Source organism: Corynebacterium auris, from assembly GCF_030408575.1.
GTDB classification, from domain to species: Bacteria; Actinomycetota; Actinomycetes; order Mycobacteriales; family Mycobacteriaceae; genus Corynebacterium; species Corynebacterium auris.
Map to the genome: position 1 here is coordinate 1,462,943 of NZ_CP047047.1, position 19,665 is coordinate 1,482,607.

General features: G+C 68.8%; 21 protein-coding genes. 2 read left to right on the forward strand and 19 right to left on the reverse strand.

Translation table 11 applies throughout. The features are described 5' to 3' along the window. The 5 genes from map to dxr all read right to left on the reverse strand — a co-directional run bounded on the left by map (position 1) and on the right by dxr (position 6,392). Positions 1-903 (reverse strand): type I methionyl aminopeptidase, encoded by a 903-nt coding sequence (gene map, locus CAURIS_RS07040; protein ID WP_290341280.1) that lies wholly within the window; start codon positions 901-903, stop codon positions 1-3. 33 nt (positions 904-936) lie between these two features. Then, positions 937-2,763: a penicillin-binding transpeptidase domain-containing protein gene (locus tag CAURIS_RS07045; RefSeq protein WP_290341281.1), complete on the reverse strand. Its 1,827-nt coding sequence runs from the start codon at positions 2,761-2,763 to the stop codon at positions 937-939. Positions 2,764-2,825: 62 nt separating this feature from the next. Further along, positions 2,826-3,989, reverse strand: a complete 1,164-nt coding sequence (gene ispG, locus CAURIS_RS07050) for a flavodoxin-dependent (E)-4-hydroxy-3-methylbut-2-enyl-diphosphate synthase (protein WP_290341284.1) — start codon at positions 3,987-3,989, stop codon at positions 2,826-2,828. A 20-nt stretch (positions 3,990-4,009) separates the two neighbouring features. Next, positions 4,010-5,221, reverse strand: a complete 1,212-nt coding sequence (locus CAURIS_RS07055) for a M50 family metallopeptidase (RefSeq protein WP_290341286.1) — start codon at positions 5,219-5,221, stop codon at positions 4,010-4,012. 16 nt (positions 5,222-5,237) lie between these two features. Next, positions 5,238-6,392, reverse strand: coding sequence for a 1-deoxy-D-xylulose-5-phosphate reductoisomerase (dxr, locus tag CAURIS_RS07060; RefSeq protein WP_290341288.1), 1,155 nt, complete (start codon positions 6,390-6,392; stop codon positions 5,238-5,240). A 185-nt stretch (positions 6,393-6,577) separates the two neighbouring features. Here dxr and CAURIS_RS07065 point away from each other — a divergent pair, with 185 nt between their 5' ends. Next, positions 6,578-7,012 (forward strand): DUF2631 domain-containing protein, encoded by a 435-nt coding sequence (locus CAURIS_RS07065; protein WP_290341290.1) that lies wholly within the window; start codon positions 6,578-6,580, stop codon positions 7,010-7,012. An 18-nt stretch (positions 7,013-7,030) separates the two neighbouring features. On the opposite strand, the gene rlmN is transcribed toward CAURIS_RS07065, so the two are convergent. From rlmN to rpsB, 6 genes are all read right to left on the reverse strand, one after another. After that, positions 7,031-8,134, reverse strand: coding sequence for a dual-specificity RNA methyltransferase RlmN (rlmN, locus tag CAURIS_RS07070; protein ID WP_290341292.1), 1,104 nt, complete (start codon positions 8,132-8,134; stop codon positions 7,031-7,033). Between the two features lie 55 nt (positions 8,135-8,189). Further along, positions 8,190-9,092: a phosphatidate cytidylyltransferase gene (locus CAURIS_RS07075; protein WP_290341294.1), complete on the reverse strand. Its 903-nt coding sequence runs from the start codon at positions 9,090-9,092 to the stop codon at positions 8,190-8,192. A 23-nt stretch (positions 9,093-9,115) separates the two neighbouring features. After that, the gene (gene frr, locus CAURIS_RS07080) at positions 9,116-9,673 is read right to left on the reverse strand and encodes a ribosome recycling factor (RefSeq protein ID WP_290341295.1); all 558 of its coding nucleotides are present in this window, start codon (positions 9,671-9,673) and stop codon (positions 9,116-9,118) included. A 90-nt stretch (positions 9,674-9,763) separates the two neighbouring features. Further along, positions 9,764-10,447, reverse strand: a complete 684-nt coding sequence (gene pyrH, locus CAURIS_RS07085; protein WP_290343347.1) for a UMP kinase — start codon at positions 10,445-10,447, stop codon at positions 9,764-9,766. 190 nt (positions 10,448-10,637) lie between these two features. After that, complete coding sequence (gene tsf, locus CAURIS_RS07090) at positions 10,638-11,456, reverse strand: translation elongation factor Ts (protein WP_290341297.1); 819 nt, start codon at positions 11,454-11,456, stop codon at positions 10,638-10,640. A 264-nt stretch (positions 11,457-11,720) separates the two neighbouring features. Further along, the gene (gene rpsB / locus CAURIS_RS07095; RefSeq protein ID WP_290341299.1) at positions 11,721-12,581 is read right to left on the reverse strand and encodes a 30S ribosomal protein S2; all 861 of its coding nucleotides are present in this window, start codon (positions 12,579-12,581) and stop codon (positions 11,721-11,723) included. Between the two features lie 288 nt (positions 12,582-12,869). On the opposite strand from rpsB, the gene CAURIS_RS07100 reads away from it, so the two are divergent. After that, a complete protein-coding gene (locus CAURIS_RS07100; RefSeq protein WP_290341301.1) occupies positions 12,870-13,391 on the forward strand; it encodes a M23 family metallopeptidase in 522 nt (173 codons plus the stop codon). Positions 13,392-13,409: 18 nt separating this feature from the next. Here CAURIS_RS07100 and CAURIS_RS07105 read toward each other — a convergent pair whose 3' ends face one another. From CAURIS_RS07105 to rplS, 8 genes are all read right to left on the reverse strand, one after another. Further along, on the reverse strand, positions 13,410-14,312 hold the full coding sequence (locus tag CAURIS_RS07105) for a tyrosine recombinase XerC (RefSeq protein WP_290341303.1): 903 nt from the start codon (positions 14,310-14,312) through the stop codon (positions 13,410-13,412). A gap of 25 nt (positions 14,313-14,337) precedes the next feature. Beyond that, positions 14,338-15,513 (reverse strand): DNA-processing protein DprA, encoded by a 1,176-nt coding sequence (locus CAURIS_RS07110; protein WP_290341306.1) that lies wholly within the window; start codon positions 15,511-15,513, stop codon positions 14,338-14,340. Continuing rightward, positions 15,510-17,024 (reverse strand): YifB family Mg chelatase-like AAA ATPase, encoded by a 1,515-nt coding sequence (locus CAURIS_RS07115; RefSeq protein WP_290341308.1) that lies wholly within the window; start codon positions 17,022-17,024, stop codon positions 15,510-15,512. Before CAURIS_RS07115 ends, CAURIS_RS07110 begins: the two co-directional genes overlap by 4 nt. Next, entirely contained in the window at positions 17,011-17,385 is a 375-nt protein-coding gene (locus tag CAURIS_RS07120) for a YraN family protein (protein WP_290341309.1), read from the reverse strand. Before CAURIS_RS07120 ends, CAURIS_RS07115 begins: the two co-directional genes overlap by 14 nt. Before the next feature lie 82 nt (positions 17,386-17,467). After that, entirely contained in the window at positions 17,468-17,776 is a 309-nt protein-coding gene (locus tag CAURIS_RS07125) for a DUF2469 domain-containing protein (RefSeq protein ID WP_165002563.1), read from the reverse strand. Beyond that, positions 17,773-18,396 carry a ribonuclease HII gene (locus CAURIS_RS07130; protein ID WP_290341313.1) on the reverse strand — a complete coding sequence of 208 codons (624 nt, stop codon included), beginning with the start codon at positions 18,394-18,396 and terminating at the stop codon, positions 17,773-17,775. Before CAURIS_RS07130 ends, CAURIS_RS07125 begins: the two co-directional genes overlap by 4 nt. Further along, positions 18,397-19,230, reverse strand: coding sequence for a signal peptidase I (gene lepB, locus CAURIS_RS07135; RefSeq protein WP_435383992.1), 834 nt, complete (start codon positions 19,228-19,230; stop codon positions 18,397-18,399). Between the two features lie 57 nt (positions 19,231-19,287). Further along, on the reverse strand, positions 19,288-19,635 hold the full coding sequence (gene rplS, locus CAURIS_RS07140; protein ID WP_290341315.1) for a 50S ribosomal protein L19: 348 nt from the start codon (positions 19,633-19,635) through the stop codon (positions 19,288-19,290). Between the last annotated feature and the right edge of the window lie 30 nt (positions 19,636-19,665).

Here is a 19,665-nt window from a genome sequence, read left to right on the forward strand (position 1 = left end):
TTAGGCGTCGCCAAGCATGAGCATGCCCTCGGCGAGCTCGGCGTCGGGGATGGTGAGAATCTCGTTGCCGGTCTCGGTGATGAGGATGGTGTGCTCGAACTGGGCGGTGTACTCGCCGTCGAGGTTCTGCACGGTCCAGCCGTCGTCCCAGATGCGGTACGGCAGGGCGCCGAGGTTGATCATCGGCTCGACGGTCAGCGTCATGCCGGGGGTGAGGACGTCGCGGTAGGTGTCCGAGTCGAAGTGCAGCACCACCAGGCCGTTGTGGAAGGTGGGGCCCACTCCGTGGCCGGTGAAGTCGGTGACCACGTTGTAGCCGAAGCGCTTCGCGTATGACTCGATGACGCGGCCGATGACGTTGATCTCGCGCCCCGGCTTCGCGGCATTGATGCCGCGCATCGTCGCCGCGTAGGTCCGCTCGACGAGCTCACGGTGGCGCTTTTCCACCTCCCCGGCCAGAAAGGTCGCGTTGGTGTCGCCGTGGACCCCGTTTTTGTAGGCGGTGACATCGATGTTGACGATGTCACCCTCCTCAATCACGGTCGTGTCCGGGATGCCGTGGCAGACGATCTCGTTGAGCGAGACGCAGCAGGACTTCGGGTAGCCCCGGTAGCCCAGCGTGGAGGGGTAGGCGCCGTGGTCGAGCATGTACTCGTGCGCCACGCGGTCGATCTCGTCGGTGGTTACGCCGGGGCGCACGGCCGCGCCCGCCGCCGCGAGCGCGTTGGCGGCAATCTTCGAGGCCTCGCGCATCTTCTCGATCGTCTCAGGCGTCTGCACGAACGGCTCGCCCACGTTCTCCTGGACCTCATCCTTCCACGCGTACTCCGGGCGCTCGATGTCCTCGGGCACCGTGCGGATCGGGGTGGGCTTTCCTGGTTCCAGCAATCCTCTGTGGCTCATACAGGACATGCTAGCCCCGCTGGTGGGCGGGCCTTAGCCCGGGTTGCGCGCCTGGTCCAGATTCACCAGCATCCTGTCGGTCGCGGCCACGGCCGCCTCGGACCCGCCGCCGAGGACGATGAGGGTGGCGAACGCGATGTCGTCGTCAACCCGGTAGCCGGTAAACCACGAGTGGGAGCCGTCGTTGATCTCGGCCTCGCCGGTCTTTCCGCGGATGTCGCCGCCGGCGCTCATCCCGGCCGCGGTGCCGCCGGGCGCGGTGACCGCTGCCATCATCCGCTGCAGCTCTTCCACCGCTTGCGGGGCCGGCGCGGGCGCCGGTTCGCTCAGTGTGGTTTCCTCCCCAGCGATCAGGTACGGCACCGGCATCGTCCCGCGCGCAGCCGTGGCGGCGACAAGGGCCATGCCGAAGGGGCTGGCCAGGTCGTGGCCCTGCCCGTAGCCCGCCTCGGTGCGATCGAGCGGCTCCTCGCCTTCCGGGATCGAGCCGGTGACGGTCTCCAGGCCCGGGACAGCCAGGTCAATCCCGAGGCCGAATTGCTTTCCGACGTCCTTCAGCTGCCCCGGTTCCAGCCGCGTCGACACGTCGGCAAACGTGGTATTGCACGAGGTGGCGAAGGCCCTTTCGAGGGGCACGTCGCCGAGGCTGAAACCGCCGTAGTTGGTCACCACACGCCCAAAGATGTCCATCGTCCCGGGGCACGGCACAATGCTCTCGGGCGTGAGCCCCTGCAGCTGCGCCCCCGCAGCGGCGGTGATGATCTTGAACGTCGAGCCCGGCGGGTACTGCCCCATCGTCGCGATGTTGCCCTCCCGGTCCGCCGCCGGGGTCTGCGCGACGGCGAGCACCTCGCCTGTCGACGGCCGGATGGCCACGATCATGGCCTGCTGCTCAGCGACCGGCTCAAGCGCCTGCTCTGCCGCGCGCTGCACCGCGTGGTCCAGGCTCACCCGGACGGCGGGCGCAGGCTCCGGCGCCTGCCCGCTCAGTTTCTCCAGCGCGGCGCCGTTCTCGTTGACCACGCTCACGCTCCACCCGGGCGCACCCTCGAGGTCACCGCGCACCAGTTCGCCGACGCGGGCCAGGATGTCGGGCGCGAAGCCCGGATCGGCGCTGACCATGGCGGCCTCTTCGTTGAGCCGCACCCCGGCGAGCTCCCCCAAGGCCTGCCGGAACGCATCCACCGCAGCGGCGGGCACGACCGCGAGCGAGTAGCTTCCCGACGCCCCGCGGATCTGCCCCTCCACGTCGCCCGCCTCCCGGCTCGGAACGGAAGGGTCCACCTCCCGCGCGCGGTCGAGGGCGGCAACGACCCGCCGGGCCGTCTCGCCTGCATTACGCACCAGCTCGGTATCCACGAGCACGCGGTAGGCCACGCCTGGGCGCAGCAGCTCGACCCCGTCGGAGGACACCACGCTGGCCTTGTCCGCGGGCTTGGCGCGCAGCTCGAGGTGCTGGTTCGCCCCGAGCTTCGGGTTCATCACGGAGGGTTGCCAGCGCACCGTCCACTCCTCGCCCTTCTGGGTCAGCGTCATGGAGGCGTCGTAGGCAAAGTCGCGCCCGCGCGGCAGCTCCCAGTCGAGGCTGTAGCGCACGGTGGCCACGTTGTCCTGCTGGCGCACCTCGGCGACCTCGGCGCTCACTCCCTCGGCCTGCAGCCCCTCCCAGGTCCGGCGAATGGTGCCGGTCGCGGCGGCGGGGTCGTCGACAAGCGATGCGATGGCCTCGTAGTCCTGCGAGGTCAGCGCGGCGAGGAAATCCTCCGCGACCGGCTCCGCGTCCCGCGGCTTCGGCGTGCAGGCGCTGAGCGCGACCACGAGCGAGCAGGCTAGCCCGGCGGCCACCAGAGTTTTATTCATGCCGCGAAATTAGCAAAGCCCGACCCTCGGTGGGGCCCGCCACCCCGCTACGGGCGCGCGGTCTAGCGCGTGACCTTGACTTCTGCCTTGGCCCCGGCGATCTCCTCGAGCCCCTCCTCCTCGGCAATGCGCTGAGCGTGGGCGATGAGGGTCTCGACGATCTTCGACTCCGGGACCGTCTCCACGACCTCGCCCTTGACAAAGATCTGGCCCTTGCCGTTTCCCGAGGCCACGCCGAGATCGGCGTCGCGCGCCTCGCCGGGGCCGTTCACCACGCAGCCCATCACGGCCACGCGCAGCGGGAACTCCATCCCGTCCAGGCCTGCGGTGACCTCCTCCGCAAGCTTGTACACGTCCACCTGGGCGCGCCCGCACGACGGGCAGGAGACGATCTCGAGCTTGCGCGGGCGCAGGTTGAGCGACTGCAGGATCTGATCGCCCACCTTGATCTCCTCCACCGGGTCCGCCGACAGGGACACCCGAATGGTGTCGCCGATACCCTGCGAAAGCAGGGCGCCGAAGGCGACGGAGGACTTGATGGTGCCCATGAACTTCGGGCCCGCCTCGGTCACGCCCAGGTGCAGCGGGTAGTCCGTGACCTCCGCCAGCTGGCGGTATGCCTCGACCATGAGCACCGGGTCCGAGTGCTTGACGGAAATGGCAATATCGCCGAAGCCGTGCTCCTCGAACAGGCCCGCCTCGTAGACCGCGGACTCCACCAAGGCCTCCGGGGTGGCCTTGCCGTACTTCTCCAAAAGGCGCTTGTCCAGGGAACCACCGTTGACGCCGATGCGGATGGGAATACCCGCATCCCCGGCGGCCTTGGCCACCTCCTTGACGCGCCCGTCAAACTCCTTGATGTTGCCGGGGTTGACGCGCACCGCCGCGCAGCCCGCGTCGATCGCGGCAAAGATGTACTTCGGCTGGAAGTGGATGTCCGCGATCACGGGGATCGGAGACTTCGCGGCGATGGCCGGCAGAGCCTCGGCGTCGACCGTCTTCGGGCAGGCGACGCGCACGATGTCGCAGCCCGCGGTGGTCAGCTGCGCGATCTGCTGCAGGGTCGCGTTGATGTCGTGGGTCTTCGTCGTCGTCATCGACTGAACCGTGATCGGGTGCTCCGAGCCGACACCGACACCGCCCACCATCAGCTGACGCGTCTTGCGGCGCGGCGCGAGAGTCGGGGGCGGACCGTCGGGGATACCCAAAGCAATAGGCTGATTCATAGACCCCAACCCTAGCACCGCTAACCAAATATTCTGACCGGGTTCACCACGTCCGCCACCATGACGAAAACGCCGACGACAAGCAGCGCCGCTGCTATCGCGTACGTCACCGGCATGAGCCTGTCGTAGTTGACCGGCCCGCCCGGGGGCAGGCCGCGCAGGCGCCGCACCGCGTCCCGGAACGTCTCGAAAAAGATCACCGCGATGTGCCCGCCGTCCAGCGGCGGGAGCGGGACGATGTTGAACAGGGCGAGGAAGAAGTTCAGCGAGGCGAGCAGCATCCAGAACACCGCCCACATGTCGCGCTCGACGAGCTCCCCGCCCGCCCGCGACGCCCCGATTACGCTCACAGGGCCGGCGACGTCGCGCTCCGCGCCGAAGATCGACGCCACCACGCCGGGGATCTTACTGGGGAAGGCGATCAGCCCCTCGACCGTGCCCTGCAGCATCTGCCCGGTCAGGGAGAAGGTCGCGGGCACGGCCTCCACCGGGCCGAACGAGGCCGTCGGGTTCTCCACGGGCCGGCTCGCCACGCCAATCGCGCCTGCCCGGAAGCTTTCGCCCGTCTGCGCGTTCATGCGCACGACCTCATCGACGACAATCGGGATGTCGCGTTCCGCGCCGCCGCGCTCAACCGTCAGTGTCACGGTTTCCGCGGGGCGCACCAGGACGTGCGAGCGCAGCTCGTCAAAGGTGGCTATCTGCACCCCGTCGACGGCGAGCACCTTGTCTCCCGGCCGCACGCCAGCCTCCCCCGCCGGGCCGGGCCCCGTGCAGTCCGCGAGGGTGTCCGGGCCGGTCTGGTCCGCGGTGCAGCTGACCGCCCCGACGGTGGGGGTGCGGTCCGCGTAGGGGTTGGGGATGGCGGCGAAGACCGCCACCAGGTAGGTGATCACGAGCCCGAGCAGCACGTTCATGGCAATACCGCCGCTCATCACGGCCACGCGCTGCCACCACGGCTTCAGGTACATCGCCAGGGGCTTTTCCTCGTCGGTCAGCAGGTCCTGGGACGTCAACCCCGCGATGTCGCAGAACCCGCCGAAGGGCAGCGCCGCCACGCCGTAGGTGGTGTGCCCTCTTGTCGTCTGCCACAGCGGGGGCCCAAAGCCGATGAAGTAGCGGCGCACCCGCATGCCGAAGGCACGCGCGGTGAACATGTGCCCCGCCTCGTGCAGGGCGATCGAGGCGGCGATGCCGAGGGCGAAGACGAGGATGCCGAGTGCGAAAGCCATAGCGCGTCTCTCCCCTTTAGGTGCTCTCGATCGAGCGGATCTGCGCCCGGGCCCGGGCGCGTGCCTCGTCCTCCACCGCGACGACGTCCGCGTACGTGGCGGGCGTGCCCGCGAACGTGTCGGCGCCTTGCAGCACCTCCGCGATCACGTCGACGATCTGCGGGAAGCGGATCCGCCCCGCCAAAAACGCGGCGGCCGCTTCCTCGTTGGCGGCGTTGTACACGGCGGGAGCGCCCGCCCCCGCGGCGGCCGCCTCCCGGGCGAGGCGCACGGCGGGGAAAGCGGCGTCATCCACGGGCTCGAAGCTCCACTCGGCGGCGCCCGAGAAGTCGAGGGCGGGTTGCGCGCCCGGCACGCGGCGCGGCCACGCCAGGGCGTGCGCGATGGGGAGGTTCATCGAGGGCGGCGAGGCCTGGGCGATGGTCGCCCCGTCGATGAAGGTGACCATGGAGTGCACGATGGACTGCGGGTGCACCGTCACCTCGATGCGGGAGGCATCGACGCCGAACAGCAGCGTCGCCTCGATCAGCTCGAGTCCCTTATTCACCAGCGTCGCGGAATTGAGCGTGTTCATCTGCCCCATCGACCAGGTGGGGTGCGCCGCCGCCTGCTGCGGCGTCACGTCCCACATCTGCTCCCGCGTGCGCCCCCGGAACGGCCCGCCCGAGGCGGTGAGCACGTAGCTGGCCACCTCATTAGCAGTTCCGGCGCGCAGGCACTGCGCCATGGCGGAGTGCTCGGAATCCACGGGGATGATCTGCCCCTCGGCGGCCGCGGCCGTGACCAGATCGCCCCCGGCCACCAGCGACTCCTTGTTCGCCAGCGCGAGGTGCGCCCCCGTCTCCAGCGCGGCCAGCGTCGACGCCAGCCCCAGCGAGCCCACCAGCGCGTTGAGCACCGTCTCCGCCGGCTGCGCGCGCACCAGTTCTTCTGGGCTGCCGAGCACCTGGCCGCCGAGCGCCGCCGAGACCTCGCGCGCCGCGGCCGGATCGGACACGGCGACGGCGCCCGGCCCGAGCCCGAGGCTGCGAGCTTGCTTGACGACGAGCCCGGGGTCGCGCCCACCCGCAGCGATGCCGACCACCTCGAAGGCGTCGCGGTGATCATCAATGACCTCGATCGCCTGGGTGCCGATCGAGCCCGTGGAGCCGAGGAGCAGAACTTTTTTCACCCCGCCATTCTGGCATGCCCGCCCGACGCGGCACCGCTCAACGCACAGCGTGAGGCATTCGGGGGTATCCACTCACCACCGCCGCCGGGGATGTGGGAAGATGGCTAGCAGGTGCGGAGGCCACCCGCCGAGCGCGGGCGCCGCCGACAACCCCCGACCCACCCCCGACGTGCAAGGAGAAAACAGTGGCCGACCACTCCCACGACAAAGAGCCGCAGGTGTACAACGGAGTTTCCGAGGCGGACGTGCCCTCCGCGAAGTTCGGTTGGAGCGAGTTCTCCCCCGCCGCCATCCAGATCGCCGGGTGGATCTCCGTGGTGTTCCTCATCGCCTACAACTTCGGCAACCACCAGGGCCACGTGGAGACGATCTGGCTGGTCGCCTTCACTGTGCTTATCGCCCTCGGCCTCATCCTGTTCGCGGTGCGCCCGCAGCTGAGCCAGGTGCGCACCGTCACCGCGCACAACAAGCCGCTCGGCCACGTCGAGCGCGACTGGGCCTACGACCAGCACACGCTCTCCGGTGCCTACGCCGAGCTCGGCGAGCGCGACCTGCGCGCCCACAACATCGACCCGGCCCGCGTCGCCCACCTGCGCCGCCAGGACGCGGTCGAGAGCTAGACGCTGCTACACGGCCGTTCAGACGGCCTTTTCGTCGGCGGCCAGCTGCCCGCAGGCGGCCGCGATTTCCTGCCCCTTGGTGTCGCGCACGGTGCAGGTCACGCCCTGCGCGATCACGCGGCGGACGAACTCGTCCTGGCGCTGCTTCGGGGAGGCGTCCCACTTTGACCCCGGGGTGGGGTTCAGGGGGATCAGGTTGACGTGGACGAGGGGCCCGAGGGCGTCGTGAAGCTTCTTGCCCAGCATGTCTGCGCGGAAATCCTGGTCATTGATGTCGCGGATGAGCGCGTATTCGATGGAGACGCGGCGGCCGGTCCGGTCCGCGTAGTAGCGCGCCGCGTCGAGGACGTCTTCCACGGCGAAGCGGTTATTCATGGGAACGAGCTCGTCGCGGAGCTCGTCGTCGGGGGTGTGCAGAGAGACGGCGAGGGTGCAGGAGAGGTCTTCCTCGGCCAGCATGCGAATCTGCGGCGCAAGCCCGACGGTGGACACGGTGACGTTGCGCTGGGAGATGCCGAAGCCCTCTGGGGCCGGGCTGGTGATCTGGCGGACGGCGGAGACGACGCGCCTGTAGTTCGCCAGCGGCTCGCCCATGCCCATAAACACGACGTTGCTGAGGCGCGAGCCCTCGGCGCGCATTGTCGCCGCTGCTTCACGGACCTGGTCCACGATCTCCGCGGTGGACAGGTTGCGGTCCAGCCCGCCCTGCCCGGTCGCGCAGAAGGGGCACGCCATGCCGCAGCCTGCCTGCGAGGAGATGCACAACGTCGCGCGGCCGGGGTAGCGCATGAGCACGGACTCGAGGAGGATTCCGTCGTGAAGCTTCCACAGCGTCTTCGTGGTATCGCCGTTATCGGTCTCTACCGCGCGCACCCGCTTGAGCAGCGTGGGAAAGAGCGAGTCCTTCACCGCCTGGCGCTGCGCCTCCGGCAGGTCCGTCATGGTCAGCGGGTCGGCCTCGAACTTGCCGTAGTAGTGGCGCGCGATTTGGTTGGCGCGGAACTTCGGCAGACCTAGCTCGCCGAGCGCCGCGATGCGCTCCTCGGCGCTCAGGTCGGCGAAGTGCTTGGGCGGCATGCCGCGCTTCGGGGTCAGCAGCTGGATTTTGGGAAAATCGCTCATAACGCCCCCCATTTTTGCACGCGGCCGGGGTTTTGACGAATCCCGGCCCCGCCGCCTACAGCTCGGCCAGGAGCGTGAGCACCAGCCACGTCGCCGCCGCGGCCGGCAGCATGCCGTCGAGGCGGTCCATGATCCCCCCGTGCCCCGGCAGGACGCGCGACATGTCCTTGATCCCCAGCTCGCGCTTGAACTGGCTTTCCACCAGGTCGCCCATCGTCGCGCAGATCACCAGCGCGACACCGAGCAGCACTCCCACCCACCAGGGGTTGTCAAGCAGCAGCGTGACGACGAGGATGCCCGCCGTCACACCGAAGACAATCGACCCGGCAAAGCCCTCCCAGCTCTTGTTCGGGCTGACGGCGGGCGCCATCGAGTGGGAGCCGAACATCACGCCGGCACAGTAACCGCCCACGTCGGAGGCCACCACGCCGATCATGAAGGTAAAAATGAACAGGGTGCCCGACGGGCCGCCGTCTTCGACGAGCGAAATCAGCGCGGCGAAGGAACCGAACAAAGGGATCCACGCCAGCACGAAAATGCCCACGGCGGTATCGCGCAGGTAGTTCTCCGGCTTCTCGTGGCGGCCGTTGTGGAACAGCCGGTAAAACATGAGAAACAGGACGCTGAGCGCGAACCCGGAGACGAGGCCCTCGACGCCGAACGGGGCCGAGACCCACAGCATGGCCTGACCCAGCACGATGAGGAAGGTGCGGGGCTGGTAGTAGCCCGCCTCGCGCAGCCGGGAGAGCACCTCCCACATGGCAAGGCCCACCGCCAAGGCAACCAGGGGATACCAGGCCACCGGCCCGATTAAGGCGGCGAGGATGACGAGGGCGCCGAGGCCGACGCCCGTCGCGATGGCGACGGGCAGGTTGCGCCCCGCCTTATTCTTTGGCCGTGGAGCACGAAACACCAGGCGCGACCTGCGCTGGCGTTGTACCTCTCCGGAGTCAGACACGTAACCTGGCTTTCTCAGAGGCGCTAGACCTCCATCAGCTCCGCTTCTTTGCGGGAGACAATCTCGTCAATCTGCGCGACGTACTGGCCCGTGGTCTTGTCCAGGGTCTTTTCCGCGGTGACCACCTCGTCCTCGCCGGCGTCGCCGTCCTTCTGGATCTTCTTCAGCGCCTCCATGCCCTGGCGGCGGATGTTGCGGATGGCGATCTTGCCTTCCTCGCCCTTCTGCCTCGCCTGCTTGACCAGATCGCGGCGGCGCTCCTCGGTCAGCTGCGGGATGGTCACGCGGATCACCTGACCGTCGTCGGTCGGGTTCACACCGAGGTCCGAGTTGCGGATCGCGTTCTCGATCTCCTTGAGCGTCGACATGTCGTACGGCTTGACCAGCAGCATGCGCGGCTCCGGGACCGAAATGGTGGCCATCTGGTTGATCGGGGTCGGCGCACCGTAGAACTCTGCCGTCACGCCGTTGAACATGGCGGGGTTCGCGCGGCCCGTGCGGATGATCGCGAGCTCGTCGCGGGTGTGCTCGACGGAGCTGGTCATGCGCTCTTCGGCGTCGAGAAGTACGTCGTCAATCATGATGATCCTTCGTTGTTCGTTCGGCGGGGCGCGTCCCCGCACAACTGGTCACAATCTACCAAAAGCGCAGCACCGAGCCGCGCTGCCGGCTTAGCTCACGAGGGTGCCGATGCGCTCCCCTGCCACGGCCCGGGCGATGTTGCCCTCCTTGAGCAGGTTGAAAACGAGGATCGGCATTTTGTTGTCCATGCAGAGGGAGAAGGCGGTGGCGTCCGCGACCTTCAGCCCCTTTTCCAGCACCTCGCGCGGGGAGACCTCGGTGTAGAGCTTGGCCTCCGGGTTCACGCGCGGATCGTCGTCGTAGACCCCGTCGACGCCCTTGGCCATGAGCAGGACCTCGCAGCCGATCTCGAGCGCGCGCTGCGCCGCGGTGGTGTCAGTGGAAAAGTACGGCATGCCCATGCCCGCGCCGAAGATGACCACGCGCCCCTTCTCCAAGTGGCGGGCCGCCCGAAGCGGCAGGTAGGGCTCCGCGATTTGGGCCATGTTGATGGCCGTCTGCACGCGGCAGTCCACACCCTCTTGCTGGAGGAAGTCCTGCAGGGCCAGGCAGTTCATCACCGTGCCGAGCATGCCCATGTAGTCGGAGCGGGCTCGGTCCATACCGCGCTGCTGCAGCTGGGCCCCGCGGAAGAAGTTGCCCCCGCCGATCACGACGGCGACCTCGGTGCCGCCCCGGGCCACCTCGGCGATCTGCGCGGCGACGCTTTCGACGACGTCGGGGTCGATGCCGACCTTGCCTGCGCCGAACATCTCGCCTCCGAGCTTGAGCATCACTCGCTTGTATCCGCTGCCTTCGTGGGGTGCTTCAGTCACCTGGGTGGCTCCTTAACATGGTCGGTTGCCCTGAAATCTGCCATCGACGATCATAGTCGGCGCTCCCGACGCCACCCCCTGATGGGCCGGTTGCGGCGCGCAAAAGCCCCGCCACGAGGGCGGGGCTGGCAAAAGGTGCGGCGGGGCGCTAGGCCTGGCCGACCTCGAAACGGACGAAGTCGGTGACCTCGATGCCGTTCTCTTCCGCGAACTGCTTGACGGTCTTCTTGGAGTCCGCCAGGGACGGCTGGTCAAGCAGCACGACGTCCTTGAAGAAGGCACCCATGCGGCCCTCGACGATCTTGTCGATGGCGGCCTCGGGCTTGCCCTCGTTGCGGGTGATCTCCTCCTGAACCGCGCGCTCCTTCTCGATGACCTCGGCGGGGATGTCCGCCTGGTTCAGGAAGCGAGCCTTCATCGCGGCGATCTGCAGGGCGACCTGGTGCGCGGCCTCCGCGTTATCGCCGCTGTAGGCGACGAGCACGCCGACGGCCGGCGGCAGGTCGGCGGATCGCTGGTGCAAGTAGCTGGCCAGGTTCTCACCTTCGACGGTGGCCGCGCGGCGCAGCTCGAGCTTCTCGCCGATCTTGGCGGAGAGGCGCTCGAGGACGTCGTGGGCGGTCTCGCCGTTGACGTCGGCGTTGGCGAGCTCCTCCGGGGAGTTGGCCTTCGCCGCCGCGGCGGCGGTGGCGATCTCGTCGGCGATGTCCTTGAACTCCTGGTTCTTGGCCACGAAGTCGGTCTCGGAGTTGATCTCCACAATCGTGTTGCCGGACACAGCCACGAGCCCCTCGAGCGCGTTGCGCTCGGCGCGCTTGCCCACGTCCTTCGCGCCCTTGATGCGCAGGACCTCGACGGCCTTCTCGAAGTCACCGTCGGTTTCTTCCAGGGCCTTCTTGCAGTCGAGCATGCCGGAGCCGGTGGTCTCGCGGAGCTTCTTGACGTCCGCAGCGGTGTAGTTCGCCATAGTGGGGCGATCCTCCTCGTTTCTCAAAACGTTTATCGGATCCGCTCCGCGGACCCCGCGCCGAAGCGGGGAGCCGCGGAGCGGACCTCAGGCTAATGATCGGTTTTACAGAGTAGCCGACATCTGGGCACCAGGCATGTCCGGCGACCTGCCGCCGCCGGAGACGACGTCACCCCGTGCCCTGCCCGCGTCCGGCTTGACGGCGGACGGTGGCAGGGCGCGGGGTGGTTCAGGGCGCTGGCGCCTGGCGGGCCATCTCAGGGCCTACTCGCCCTGGGCGGGCTGGTCCTGCGGCTGCTCGACCGAGGTGACGGCCTGCGGGGCCTCGGTGTTGGCCGCGGCTGCCTCGGCGGTCGCCTGCGCGGCCTGGGCGTCCGCGCTGATCTTCTCCTCGGTGTCGCCTGCGGCGTCGCGGGCGGCGGCGAGTTGGCGCTCCTCGCGCTGCTGCTTGCCGGCCACGACGGCCTCGCCGACGATGCGGGTGAGCAGCTTGACGGCGCGGATGGCGTCGTCGTTGCCGGGGATCGGGAAGTCGACGACGTCCGGGTCGCAGTTGGTGTCAAGCACGGCCACGACGGGGATGCGCAGCTTCTGCGCCTCGGAGACGGCGATGTGCTCCTTGTTGGTGTCCACGATCCACAGCGCGGACGGGGTCTTGGACATGTCCGAGATGCCGCCGAGAACACGCTCCAGCTTGACGCGCTCGCGGTTGAGCATGAGGACTTCCTTCTTGCCGCGGCCGGCGTAGCCGTCCTCGGCAGCGTCCATCGCCTGGAGTTCCTTCATACGTGCGATGCGCTTGGAGACAGTCTGGAAGTTGGTGAGCATGCCACCGAGCCAGCGGTGCGTGACGTACGGCATGCCGACGCGCTCCGCCTCTTCCTGGATGGGCTCCTGCGCCTGCTTCTTGGTGCCGACGAAGAGGATGGTGCCGCCGTGAGCGACGGTCTCCTTCACGAACTCGAAGGCCTCGTCGATGTAGGTCAGCGTCTGCTGCAGGTCAATGATGTAGATGCCGTTGCGGTCCGTGAAGATGAAGCGGCGCATCTTCGGGTTCCAGCGACGCGTCTGGTGGCCAAAGTGCACACCCGCGTCGAGGAGTTCGCGCATGGTAACGACTGCCATGGGAATGGTCTCCTTCGGAGAAAAGTAGTTCGGTTGATTGCGTACTGCGCGGGTTTTTATCCCGCGCCCTGGCACCGTGCCCGCCCCGCACCCTCGTACTGTGGGACCGTTGCTGAGCTGGCATTTTCCGGCGCGCGTAGTCAGCCCAAAAAGACTGCCGCAACAACACTACCCACCTTTGCGTCAAAACACCAATTGAGCTGCACCATTGTGGATAAACCTCGGCACTTTTCACAGGGCACTGCTTGACGACGCCCACCCAGCGCCCCGCCGTGCTACCCCTGTCTCATGCGCTCGCTGTGTGCCCTCAAGTTTTCCGCCGCGTTGTTCACCGCCGTATTGATTACCGCCGCGCCCGCCGCCGGCGCGTGGGTCGACCCCTCGCGCGGCACTCCCACCGCCTCGCGAGTGCTGCGCGGCGCGGAGATCCCGGAGAAAAACTGGCTGCCGGGCCACCGCGGCGTGGACCTCGCACTCGAACCCGGGCAGCCGGTGCTGGCCGCCGGAGCCGGAACCGTCGCCTACGTCGGCATCGTGGTCGGCGTCCCCACGGTCTCCATAGAACACCCGGAGGGCATCCGCACCACCTACCAGCCCGTCCACGCCCGGGTGCGCGTCGGCGACGCCGTCGGCGAGGGGGATGCCATCGGCACCCTCGCCGCCTCGGGCACGCACCAGGGGCTCCACTGGGGTGCGCTCACCGGCCCCGACACCTACCTCAACCCGCTGACTCTGCTCGCCGCGCCGACGATCCGCCTGAAACCTGTCGCCGGGGCGGAGAGGAACACAGCGGCGCGGTTTTTTCGCTGACCCGACTCCTGCCGCGGCTCAGGCCCGCGGGTGCGCCCGGTCGTAGACGGCCTTGAGTCGCTGCGCACTGACGTGGGTGTAAATCTGGGTCGTTGTCAGGCTCGAGTGGCCGAGCAGCTCCTGCACCACGCGCAGGTCCGCTCCCCCCTCGAGCATGTGGGTCGCCGCGGTGTGGCGCAGCGAGTGCGGCGTGATGTCCGTCGCGCCAGCGCGGGCGGCGGCGGCTTCCACGATCCGCCGCACCTGGCGGGGGTCTATGCGTCCGCCGCGCGCGCCGACGAAGAGCGCTCGCTGCGCCGGGCCGGCGAGAGCGGGTCGCCCACGGTCGAGCCAGGCCTCGAGCGATTCATGTGCCTGCTCGCCGTAGGGCACAACGCGCTGCTTACTGCCCTTTCCCGTGACGCGTACGGTGCGGCGGGCGTGGTCGACGTCGCCGAGGTCGAGCCCGGTGAGTTCGGAGACGCGGATGCCGGTGGCGTAAAGCAGCTCCAAGATGGCACGGTCGCGCAGGTTGTGGGCGGGGTGTCCGTCGTCTCCCGGGTCCGCCTCGACGAGCTCTCCGGCCCGCTCGGGGCTGAGCACCTTGGGCAGAGGACGGGTGATCTTCGGCGCCGCGAGGCGGGCAGCCACGTCGGATTCCAGGTGGCCCTGCTTGTACGCCCAGGTACTGAAGGCGCGGACCGCGGCGGTGCGCCGGGCCATCGTCGAACGAGCGAGGCCGCGCTCCACGGCGTCCGCGAGCCAGGCGCGCAGCGCGGGCAAGGTGAACCCGGCGAAGCCGTCAACGTGGCCGGACAGGGTGGCCAGGTCGCCGCGGTAGGCGCGCACCGTCGCTTCACTGCGGCAGAGCACGAGGCGGGCGTACTCTGCGAAATCCTCCACGGCCTCGGCGAGTTGGTTGCCGGCGCGAGCGTCACTCATGCCCCAGTAGCTTACTCTTCCCCCTCTATCGCCCTCCAGCCCTCCGCCAGGCGGATCCCTCCCTGACGACCAAGCCTCGGCGGCTGAGTTCCACGAGAAGGTGCACGCTCAGCGCCACGGTCAGCCCGGCCTCGCGGGCGATGTGCTCGGCCTGAACCGCCGCTGTCCGGGAAGCCGGCAGTGCGTCGTAGACCCGCAGCTCGTTGCGCGATAGCGCCTGCACCGGCCCGGCCGGAAACTGCAGCTCCCGCTGCCCGTCGGCGTCGACCTCGCCGAGCCTGCTCAGCATTTCGTGGGCGTCCTCGGCGCTCAGCACCATGGCCGCCTTGCCGTCCCGGATGGCCAGATTCGTCCCCAGCGACCCCGGCCCGAGGATGGGGCCGGGCACCGCCATGGCGCGCCGGCCGTAGTAATTGGCCCAGCTCAACGTGTTCAGGGCCCCGGAGCGAAACGCCGCCTCGACGATGACGGTGCCCTGCGTCAGCGCCGCGACAAGCCGGTTGCGGGTGAGGAAGCGGTGGCGCTCCGGTGCCACCCCCGGCGGGTACTCCGTGACCACCGCGCCGCCGCTCGAGGCGATCTCGTCGAAGAGTCCGGCGTTTCGCCGCGGGTACGTCACGCCCGGCCCGCAGGCCGCGACCGCCACGGTGGGAGCCCCGTGCGCCAGAGCCGTCTCGTGGGCGACCGTGTCAATGCCCATCGCCCCGCCCGAGACGACCGCGTACTGGTGCGGCGCGAGCCCCTTGACCAGGTCCGCCGTCACGTGATGGCCGTAGGCGGTGGAGGCGCGCGTGCCTACGAGCGACAGCGAGCGCGCCAAGAGCGCTTTGAGGTCAGCCCGTCCCCGCACCCAGAGGGCGTGCGGGGCCACTCCCCGCTCCCGGAACTGCTCCTGGTTGGCCACGCTCGCTGCCACGCCGTGGTGGAAGGCTTCGGTGATCTGCGGCGCAGGCCACCCCGTGTCCTCGGGTGTCAGCAGCTGGAAGCCGCTCATCTGCGCCTCCTCGAGGTCGAGCGCGGGCCGGTCCCAGCTGTACCGCGACTCCGTCTCAGCGGCGAGGTGGCCGAGCCAGCTGGCCCGGGCGCGCACCCCCGCCGCGATTTCGTCGGCGTCTCGCCCAGCGCGCAAGAGCTCCTGCAGGGCGTGGCTCGGGCCTTCGACGACGCGGCTGAGGTACGCCCACGATTCGCGGCTGCTCATACGAACACCCCCTCGGCGCGGGTCTGGCGCAGGTCGATGGCGCGGGCCACGTGATCAAGGTCGGGGCGTACCGCGGCGGCGAGGTCGGCGAGCGTCCAGCTCACGCGGAGGACGCGGTCGACGCCGCGCTGGGTGAGAGTGCCCTCGGCGAGGTAGGCGCCGACGAGCGCCATCGCGTCGTCTGTCGCCGGGTAGTGCCGGCGCACGAGGGTCGGGTCGATCCGGGCGTTGAGGTGGGCAGGCTGACCTGCTTTGGCCCACCGGTGCCGCGCTCTATCCCTCGCCTGGGCCACCCGCTCGGCGATCGGGGCGGAAGGCTCGGCCCCGGCGGGATTGAGCACGGCGTTGTCGGGGCTAAGGCGCAGGGAGATGTCGATCCGGTCGCGCAGCGGCCCGGAGATGTTGCGCAGGTGCGAGGTTCGCTCGTGGGCGCGGCAGATGCACTGCGCGGGGGCGGGCGCCCCGCACTTGCACGTGTTGGCGGCGAGGATCAGCTGGAAATCCGCCGGGTAGGTCACCTCCCGGCGCGCGCGGCTAAGCTGCACGAGGCCGGTTTCCAGCGGGATACGCAGTGCGTCGAGCACGGCGGGCGAGATCTCCGAGGCCTCGTCGAGGAAGAGCACCCCGCAGTGTGCCTGGCTGACGGCGCCGGGGCGCGGGATCCCCGAGCCGCCCCCGATGAGGGCTGCCTGGCTGAGCGAGGGGTGGGGCGCGACGAACGGACGGCGGGCGATCACCCCGCGATGCGGGGCGGCCACAACGGAGTGGATGGCGGTCGCTTCGATCACCTCCTCCGGGCTCAAGGGCGGCAGGATCGACGGCAGGCGCTCCGCCAGCATCGACTTTCCGGTCCCGGGCGGGCCGAGCATCATCACGTGGTGGCCGCCCGCGGCGGCGACTTCCAGGGCGTAGCGTTCGGCGGTTTGGCCCGCGATGTCGCGAAAGTCCGGGGCGGGAGGTGGGGCGTCGATAGGCGAAGGCGCGGGGCGGGGCAGCTCCGTGGTACCGAGGAGCCACTCCCAGACCTCGCTGAGTGTGCGGGCGACGCGGATCCTGCTGTCGCCGATGAGGGCCGCCTCGGCGGCGTTGGAATCGGGAACGATCACCCATTTCGCCGTCTCCGGCGCGGCCTTCAGCATGGGCAGCGCACCCTCGACGCGGCGCAGCCTGCCACCGAGCCCGAGTTCGCCGAGGATAAGCGCGCTGCCCAGGCGGCGCGCGGCCCGTGGGTCGAGGGCCGCCATGACCGCTAGGGCGACGGGCAGGTCGAAGTGCGAGCCGGACTTCGGCAAGTTCGCCGGCGAGAGCGAAACCATGATCTTGGTGCGCGGCCAGGGCAGCTGCGAGTTGGCCACCGCGGTGCGGATGCGGTCGCGCGATTCCCGCACGGCGGTGTCACCGAGGCCGACCATGTACGTGCCGGGAAGGCCGGGGCCGATGTTGGCCTCGACGGTCACGAGGTGGGCGCTAACGCCGTCGAGGGTGGCGGAGTACGTGCTAGCAAGCGCCACGGTCCACGTCCTCGAAGATCTGGATGCTGGCGGCCTCGTCCGTAAACAGCACCTCGGCGACGTCGAAACGCACCTGCGCCCAGGGCTTGTCCTCCAGCCACTGCGCGGCGCACCGGCGCATCGTCCGGAGTTTTTTGGCCGTGACGGCTTCCGCGGCGCCGAAGGCCCGGCCGCTGCGTGTTTTCACCTCCACGAACACGACGGTCCCGTCGGGCGCGCGCATGATGAGGTCGAGCTCGCCTGCGGCGGTGCGCACCCGGGCGTCGATGAGCTCGTAGCCCTCCCGCTCGTAGACCCCGCAGGCGAAGCCTTCGCCCGCGACGGCGAGGTAGTCGTTGTCGGCGTGAACCGATTGCGCCATGGAATATCCCCCCAAAAAAGTGAAAAGCGCTGTCCTTTTATTGGACGCGCTCCGCGGCGCTTCGGTTCCCTGGGGCCTTGAGCTAGCGCTCGGGGAAGGTCAGGTCGGGCTTGTCCAGCTCCTCGATGTTGACGTCCTTGTAGGTAATGACGCGGACGTAGCGCACGAAGCGGACGGCGCGGTACATGTCCCACACCCAGCAGTCGGACATGCGGACCTCGTAGTAGACGTCCTTGCCCTCGGTGTGCGGGATGAGTTCCACCGCGTTGGCGAGGTAGAAGCGCCGGTCGGTCTCGACAACGTAGGAGAACTGGCTGACGACATCGCGGTACTCGCGGTACAGCGACAGCTCAACCTCGGCCTCGTAGTTGTCCAGATCTTCAGCGCTCATAGTGACCTCTCGTATAGCTCGTGGGCGGCACGGACGTTGGCATAACTATATCGGTGTTCCGCGCTCGCCCCGTGGCGGCGCACCGCGTCCATGTGGGCGGCAGTGCCGTAGCCCTTGTGCCGTTCCAGGCCGTAGCCCGGGTAGGCGCCGGCCATGTGGGTGATCAGCCTGTCGCGGCTCACCTTGGCCAGCACGCTCGCCGCCGCGATGCTCAACGCCGAGCCGTCCCCGCCGATGATGGGCAGCTGCGGTAGTGGCAGGCCGGGGATGCGGAAGGCGTCGACGAGGACGTAGCCGGGGGCGCGCGACAGCGTGGCGACGGCCCGCCGGGCGCCATCGAGGTTCGCCGCCTGAATCCCCCGGTGGTCGATGACGGCAGCCGGGACGTGCACCACCGAGAAAGCCAGCGCGGTGGCGGTGATCGCCTGGTAGAGCTCCCCGCGCCGCCGCGCGCTCAGCTTTTTGGAGTCCATCAGCCCCGAAAGCTCCGGGAGCGGGCGCGGGGGAAGCACGCAGGCGGCGACGGTGACCGGCCCAAAGCAGGCGCCGCGCCCGGCCTCGTCGACCCCCGCGACGGGGCCGAGCCCCGCCCGGTTGAGAGCTGCCTCGAACGCGCGCACTTAGTTCTCGGCGCCCGCACCCTGGATGTCCGGGTCATCGACCCCGCCGATGCGGTCGAGGGGGAAGACGATCGCAGCGACCTTGCCGCGGATGTTTTCCTCCGGGATTGCCCCCTGGTACTCGTCACCGATGTGGTAGCGCGAGTCGAGGGAATTGGTGCGGTTGTCACCCATCATGAAGTAGGTGCCCTCGGGGACGGTGACGGGGCCGAAGTAGTCGCCGCCGCAGGCCTCGGAGCCGGTCTCGGGGTTCACCGGGTAGAAGTTCGGCTGCAGGGTGTAGGACTGGTCGATCGGCTCGCCGTCGACCATCACCGCCGGATCACCCTCCTGGCACGACACCGTCTGCCCGCCGGTGGCGATGACCCTTTTGACCAGATCATTCTCGTCCGGCGGCACGAGGCCCGCCCACGTGCCCAGCTGCTGCAGGCCCGCGATGAGCGGGTTGGAGGAGCGGTTGGACTGGTACTGCGCGTTCCAGGAATCGGTGCCCTCGAAAACGATGGCGTCACCCGGCTCCGGGTCGGAGAAGTAGTAGCTGATCTTTTCCACCGCGATGCGATCGCCCGAGCCGTTGTAGCCGTGCAGCGTCGGCTCCATGGAGGCCGAGGGGATGACGTAGACGCGCCCGATAAAAGTCTGGATGAGGAAGATGAAAAACAAGGTCAGCACGATGACCAAGGGGATCTCGATGTACCACGGGGTGGACTTCTTCTCCCCCTCGCGGCTGGGCGCAACGGAATACGCGCTCTCCTCGCGGGTCTCGGTTTCCGGCGGGCGGTTCTGATCGGTCACCCGGAATACTCTAGCACTAGGGCGCGCTGCCGCAGACATGCGAAAACCCCGCCCTCCGTGTGTCGGCGGGCGGGGTACGCGGCGGCAGTACTAGTACTAGCGGCGCTCCTTGATGCGGGCGGCCTTGCCGCGACGCTCGCGCATGTAGTACAGCTTGGCGCGGCGGACGTCGCCGCGGCGCAGGACCTCGATCTTCTCGATGTTCGGGGAGTGCACCGGGAAGGTGCGCTCGACGCCGATGCCGAAGGACACCTTGCGCACGGTGAAGGTCTCGCGGATGCCGCCGCCCTGGCGGCGCAGCACGAAGCCCTCGAAGAGCTGGGTACGGGTGACGGAACCCTCGATAACCTTCACGTGGACGCCCAGGGTGTCGCCGGGGCGGAAGTCGGGGATGTCGTCGCGCAGCTGGCCTGCGTCTACAAGATCAATGATGCCGTTGCTCATCTCAGCAATCCTTTACGTTTCAGGACAGAG

Excerpts from the sequence above, each read along its gene's own strand:
- rlmN (WP_290341292.1), bottom strand. The coding sequence starts at position 8,134 with ATGAGCGATTTTCCCAAAATCCAGCTGCTGACCCCGAAGCGCGGCATG.
- map (WP_290341280.1), bottom strand. The coding sequence starts at position 903 with ATGAGCCACAGAGGATTGCTGGAACCAGGAAAGCCCACCCCGATCCGC.
- CAURIS_RS07055 (WP_290341286.1), bottom strand. The coding sequence starts at position 5,221 with ATGGCTTTCGCACTCGGCATCCTCGTCTTCGCCCTCGGCATCGCCGCC.
- frr (WP_290341295.1), bottom strand. The coding sequence starts at position 9,673 with ATGATTGACGACGTACTTCTCGACGCCGAAGAGCGCATGACCAGCTCC.
- pyrH (WP_290343347.1), bottom strand. The coding sequence starts at position 10,447 with ATGCTCAAGCTCGGAGGCGAGATGTTCGGCGCAGGCAAGGTCGGCATC.
- lepB (WP_435383992.1), bottom strand. The coding sequence starts at position 19,230 with ATGTCTGCGGCAGCGCGCCCTAGTGCTAGAGTATTCCGGGTGACCGAT.
- ispG (WP_290341284.1), bottom strand. The coding sequence starts at position 3,989 with ATGAATCAGCCTATTGCTTTGGGTATCCCCGACGGTCCGCCCCCGACT.
- rplS (WP_290341315.1), bottom strand. The coding sequence starts at position 19,635 with ATGAGCAACGGCATCATTGATCTTGTAGACGCAGGCCAGCTGCGCGAC.
- CAURIS_RS07105 (WP_290341303.1), bottom strand. The coding sequence starts at position 14,312 with ATGAGTGACGCTCGCGCCGGCAACCAACTCGCCGAGGCCGTGGAGGAT.
- CAURIS_RS07100 (WP_290341301.1), top strand. The coding sequence starts at position 12,870 with ATGCGCTCGCTGTGTGCCCTCAAGTTTTCCGCCGCGTTGTTCACCGCC.
- rpsB (WP_290341299.1), bottom strand. The coding sequence starts at position 12,581 with ATGGCAGTCGTTACCATGCGCGAACTCCTCGACGCGGGTGTGCACTTT.
- CAURIS_RS07110 (WP_290341306.1), bottom strand. The coding sequence starts at position 15,513 with ATGAGCAGCCGCGAATCGTGGGCGTACCTCAGCCGCGTCGTCGAAGGC.
- CAURIS_RS07045 (WP_290341281.1), bottom strand. The coding sequence starts at position 2,763 with ATGAATAAAACTCTGGTGGCCGCCGGGCTAGCCTGCTCGCTCGTGGTC.
- CAURIS_RS07125 (WP_165002563.1), bottom strand. The coding sequence starts at position 17,776 with ATGAGCGCTGAAGATCTGGACAACTACGAGGCCGAGGTTGAGCTGTCG.
- tsf (WP_290341297.1), bottom strand. The coding sequence starts at position 11,456 with ATGGCGAACTACACCGCTGCGGACGTCAAGAAGCTCCGCGAGACCACC.
- CAURIS_RS07120 (WP_290341309.1), bottom strand. The coding sequence starts at position 17,385 with ATGGCGCAATCGGTTCACGCCGACAACGACTACCTCGCCGTCGCGGGC.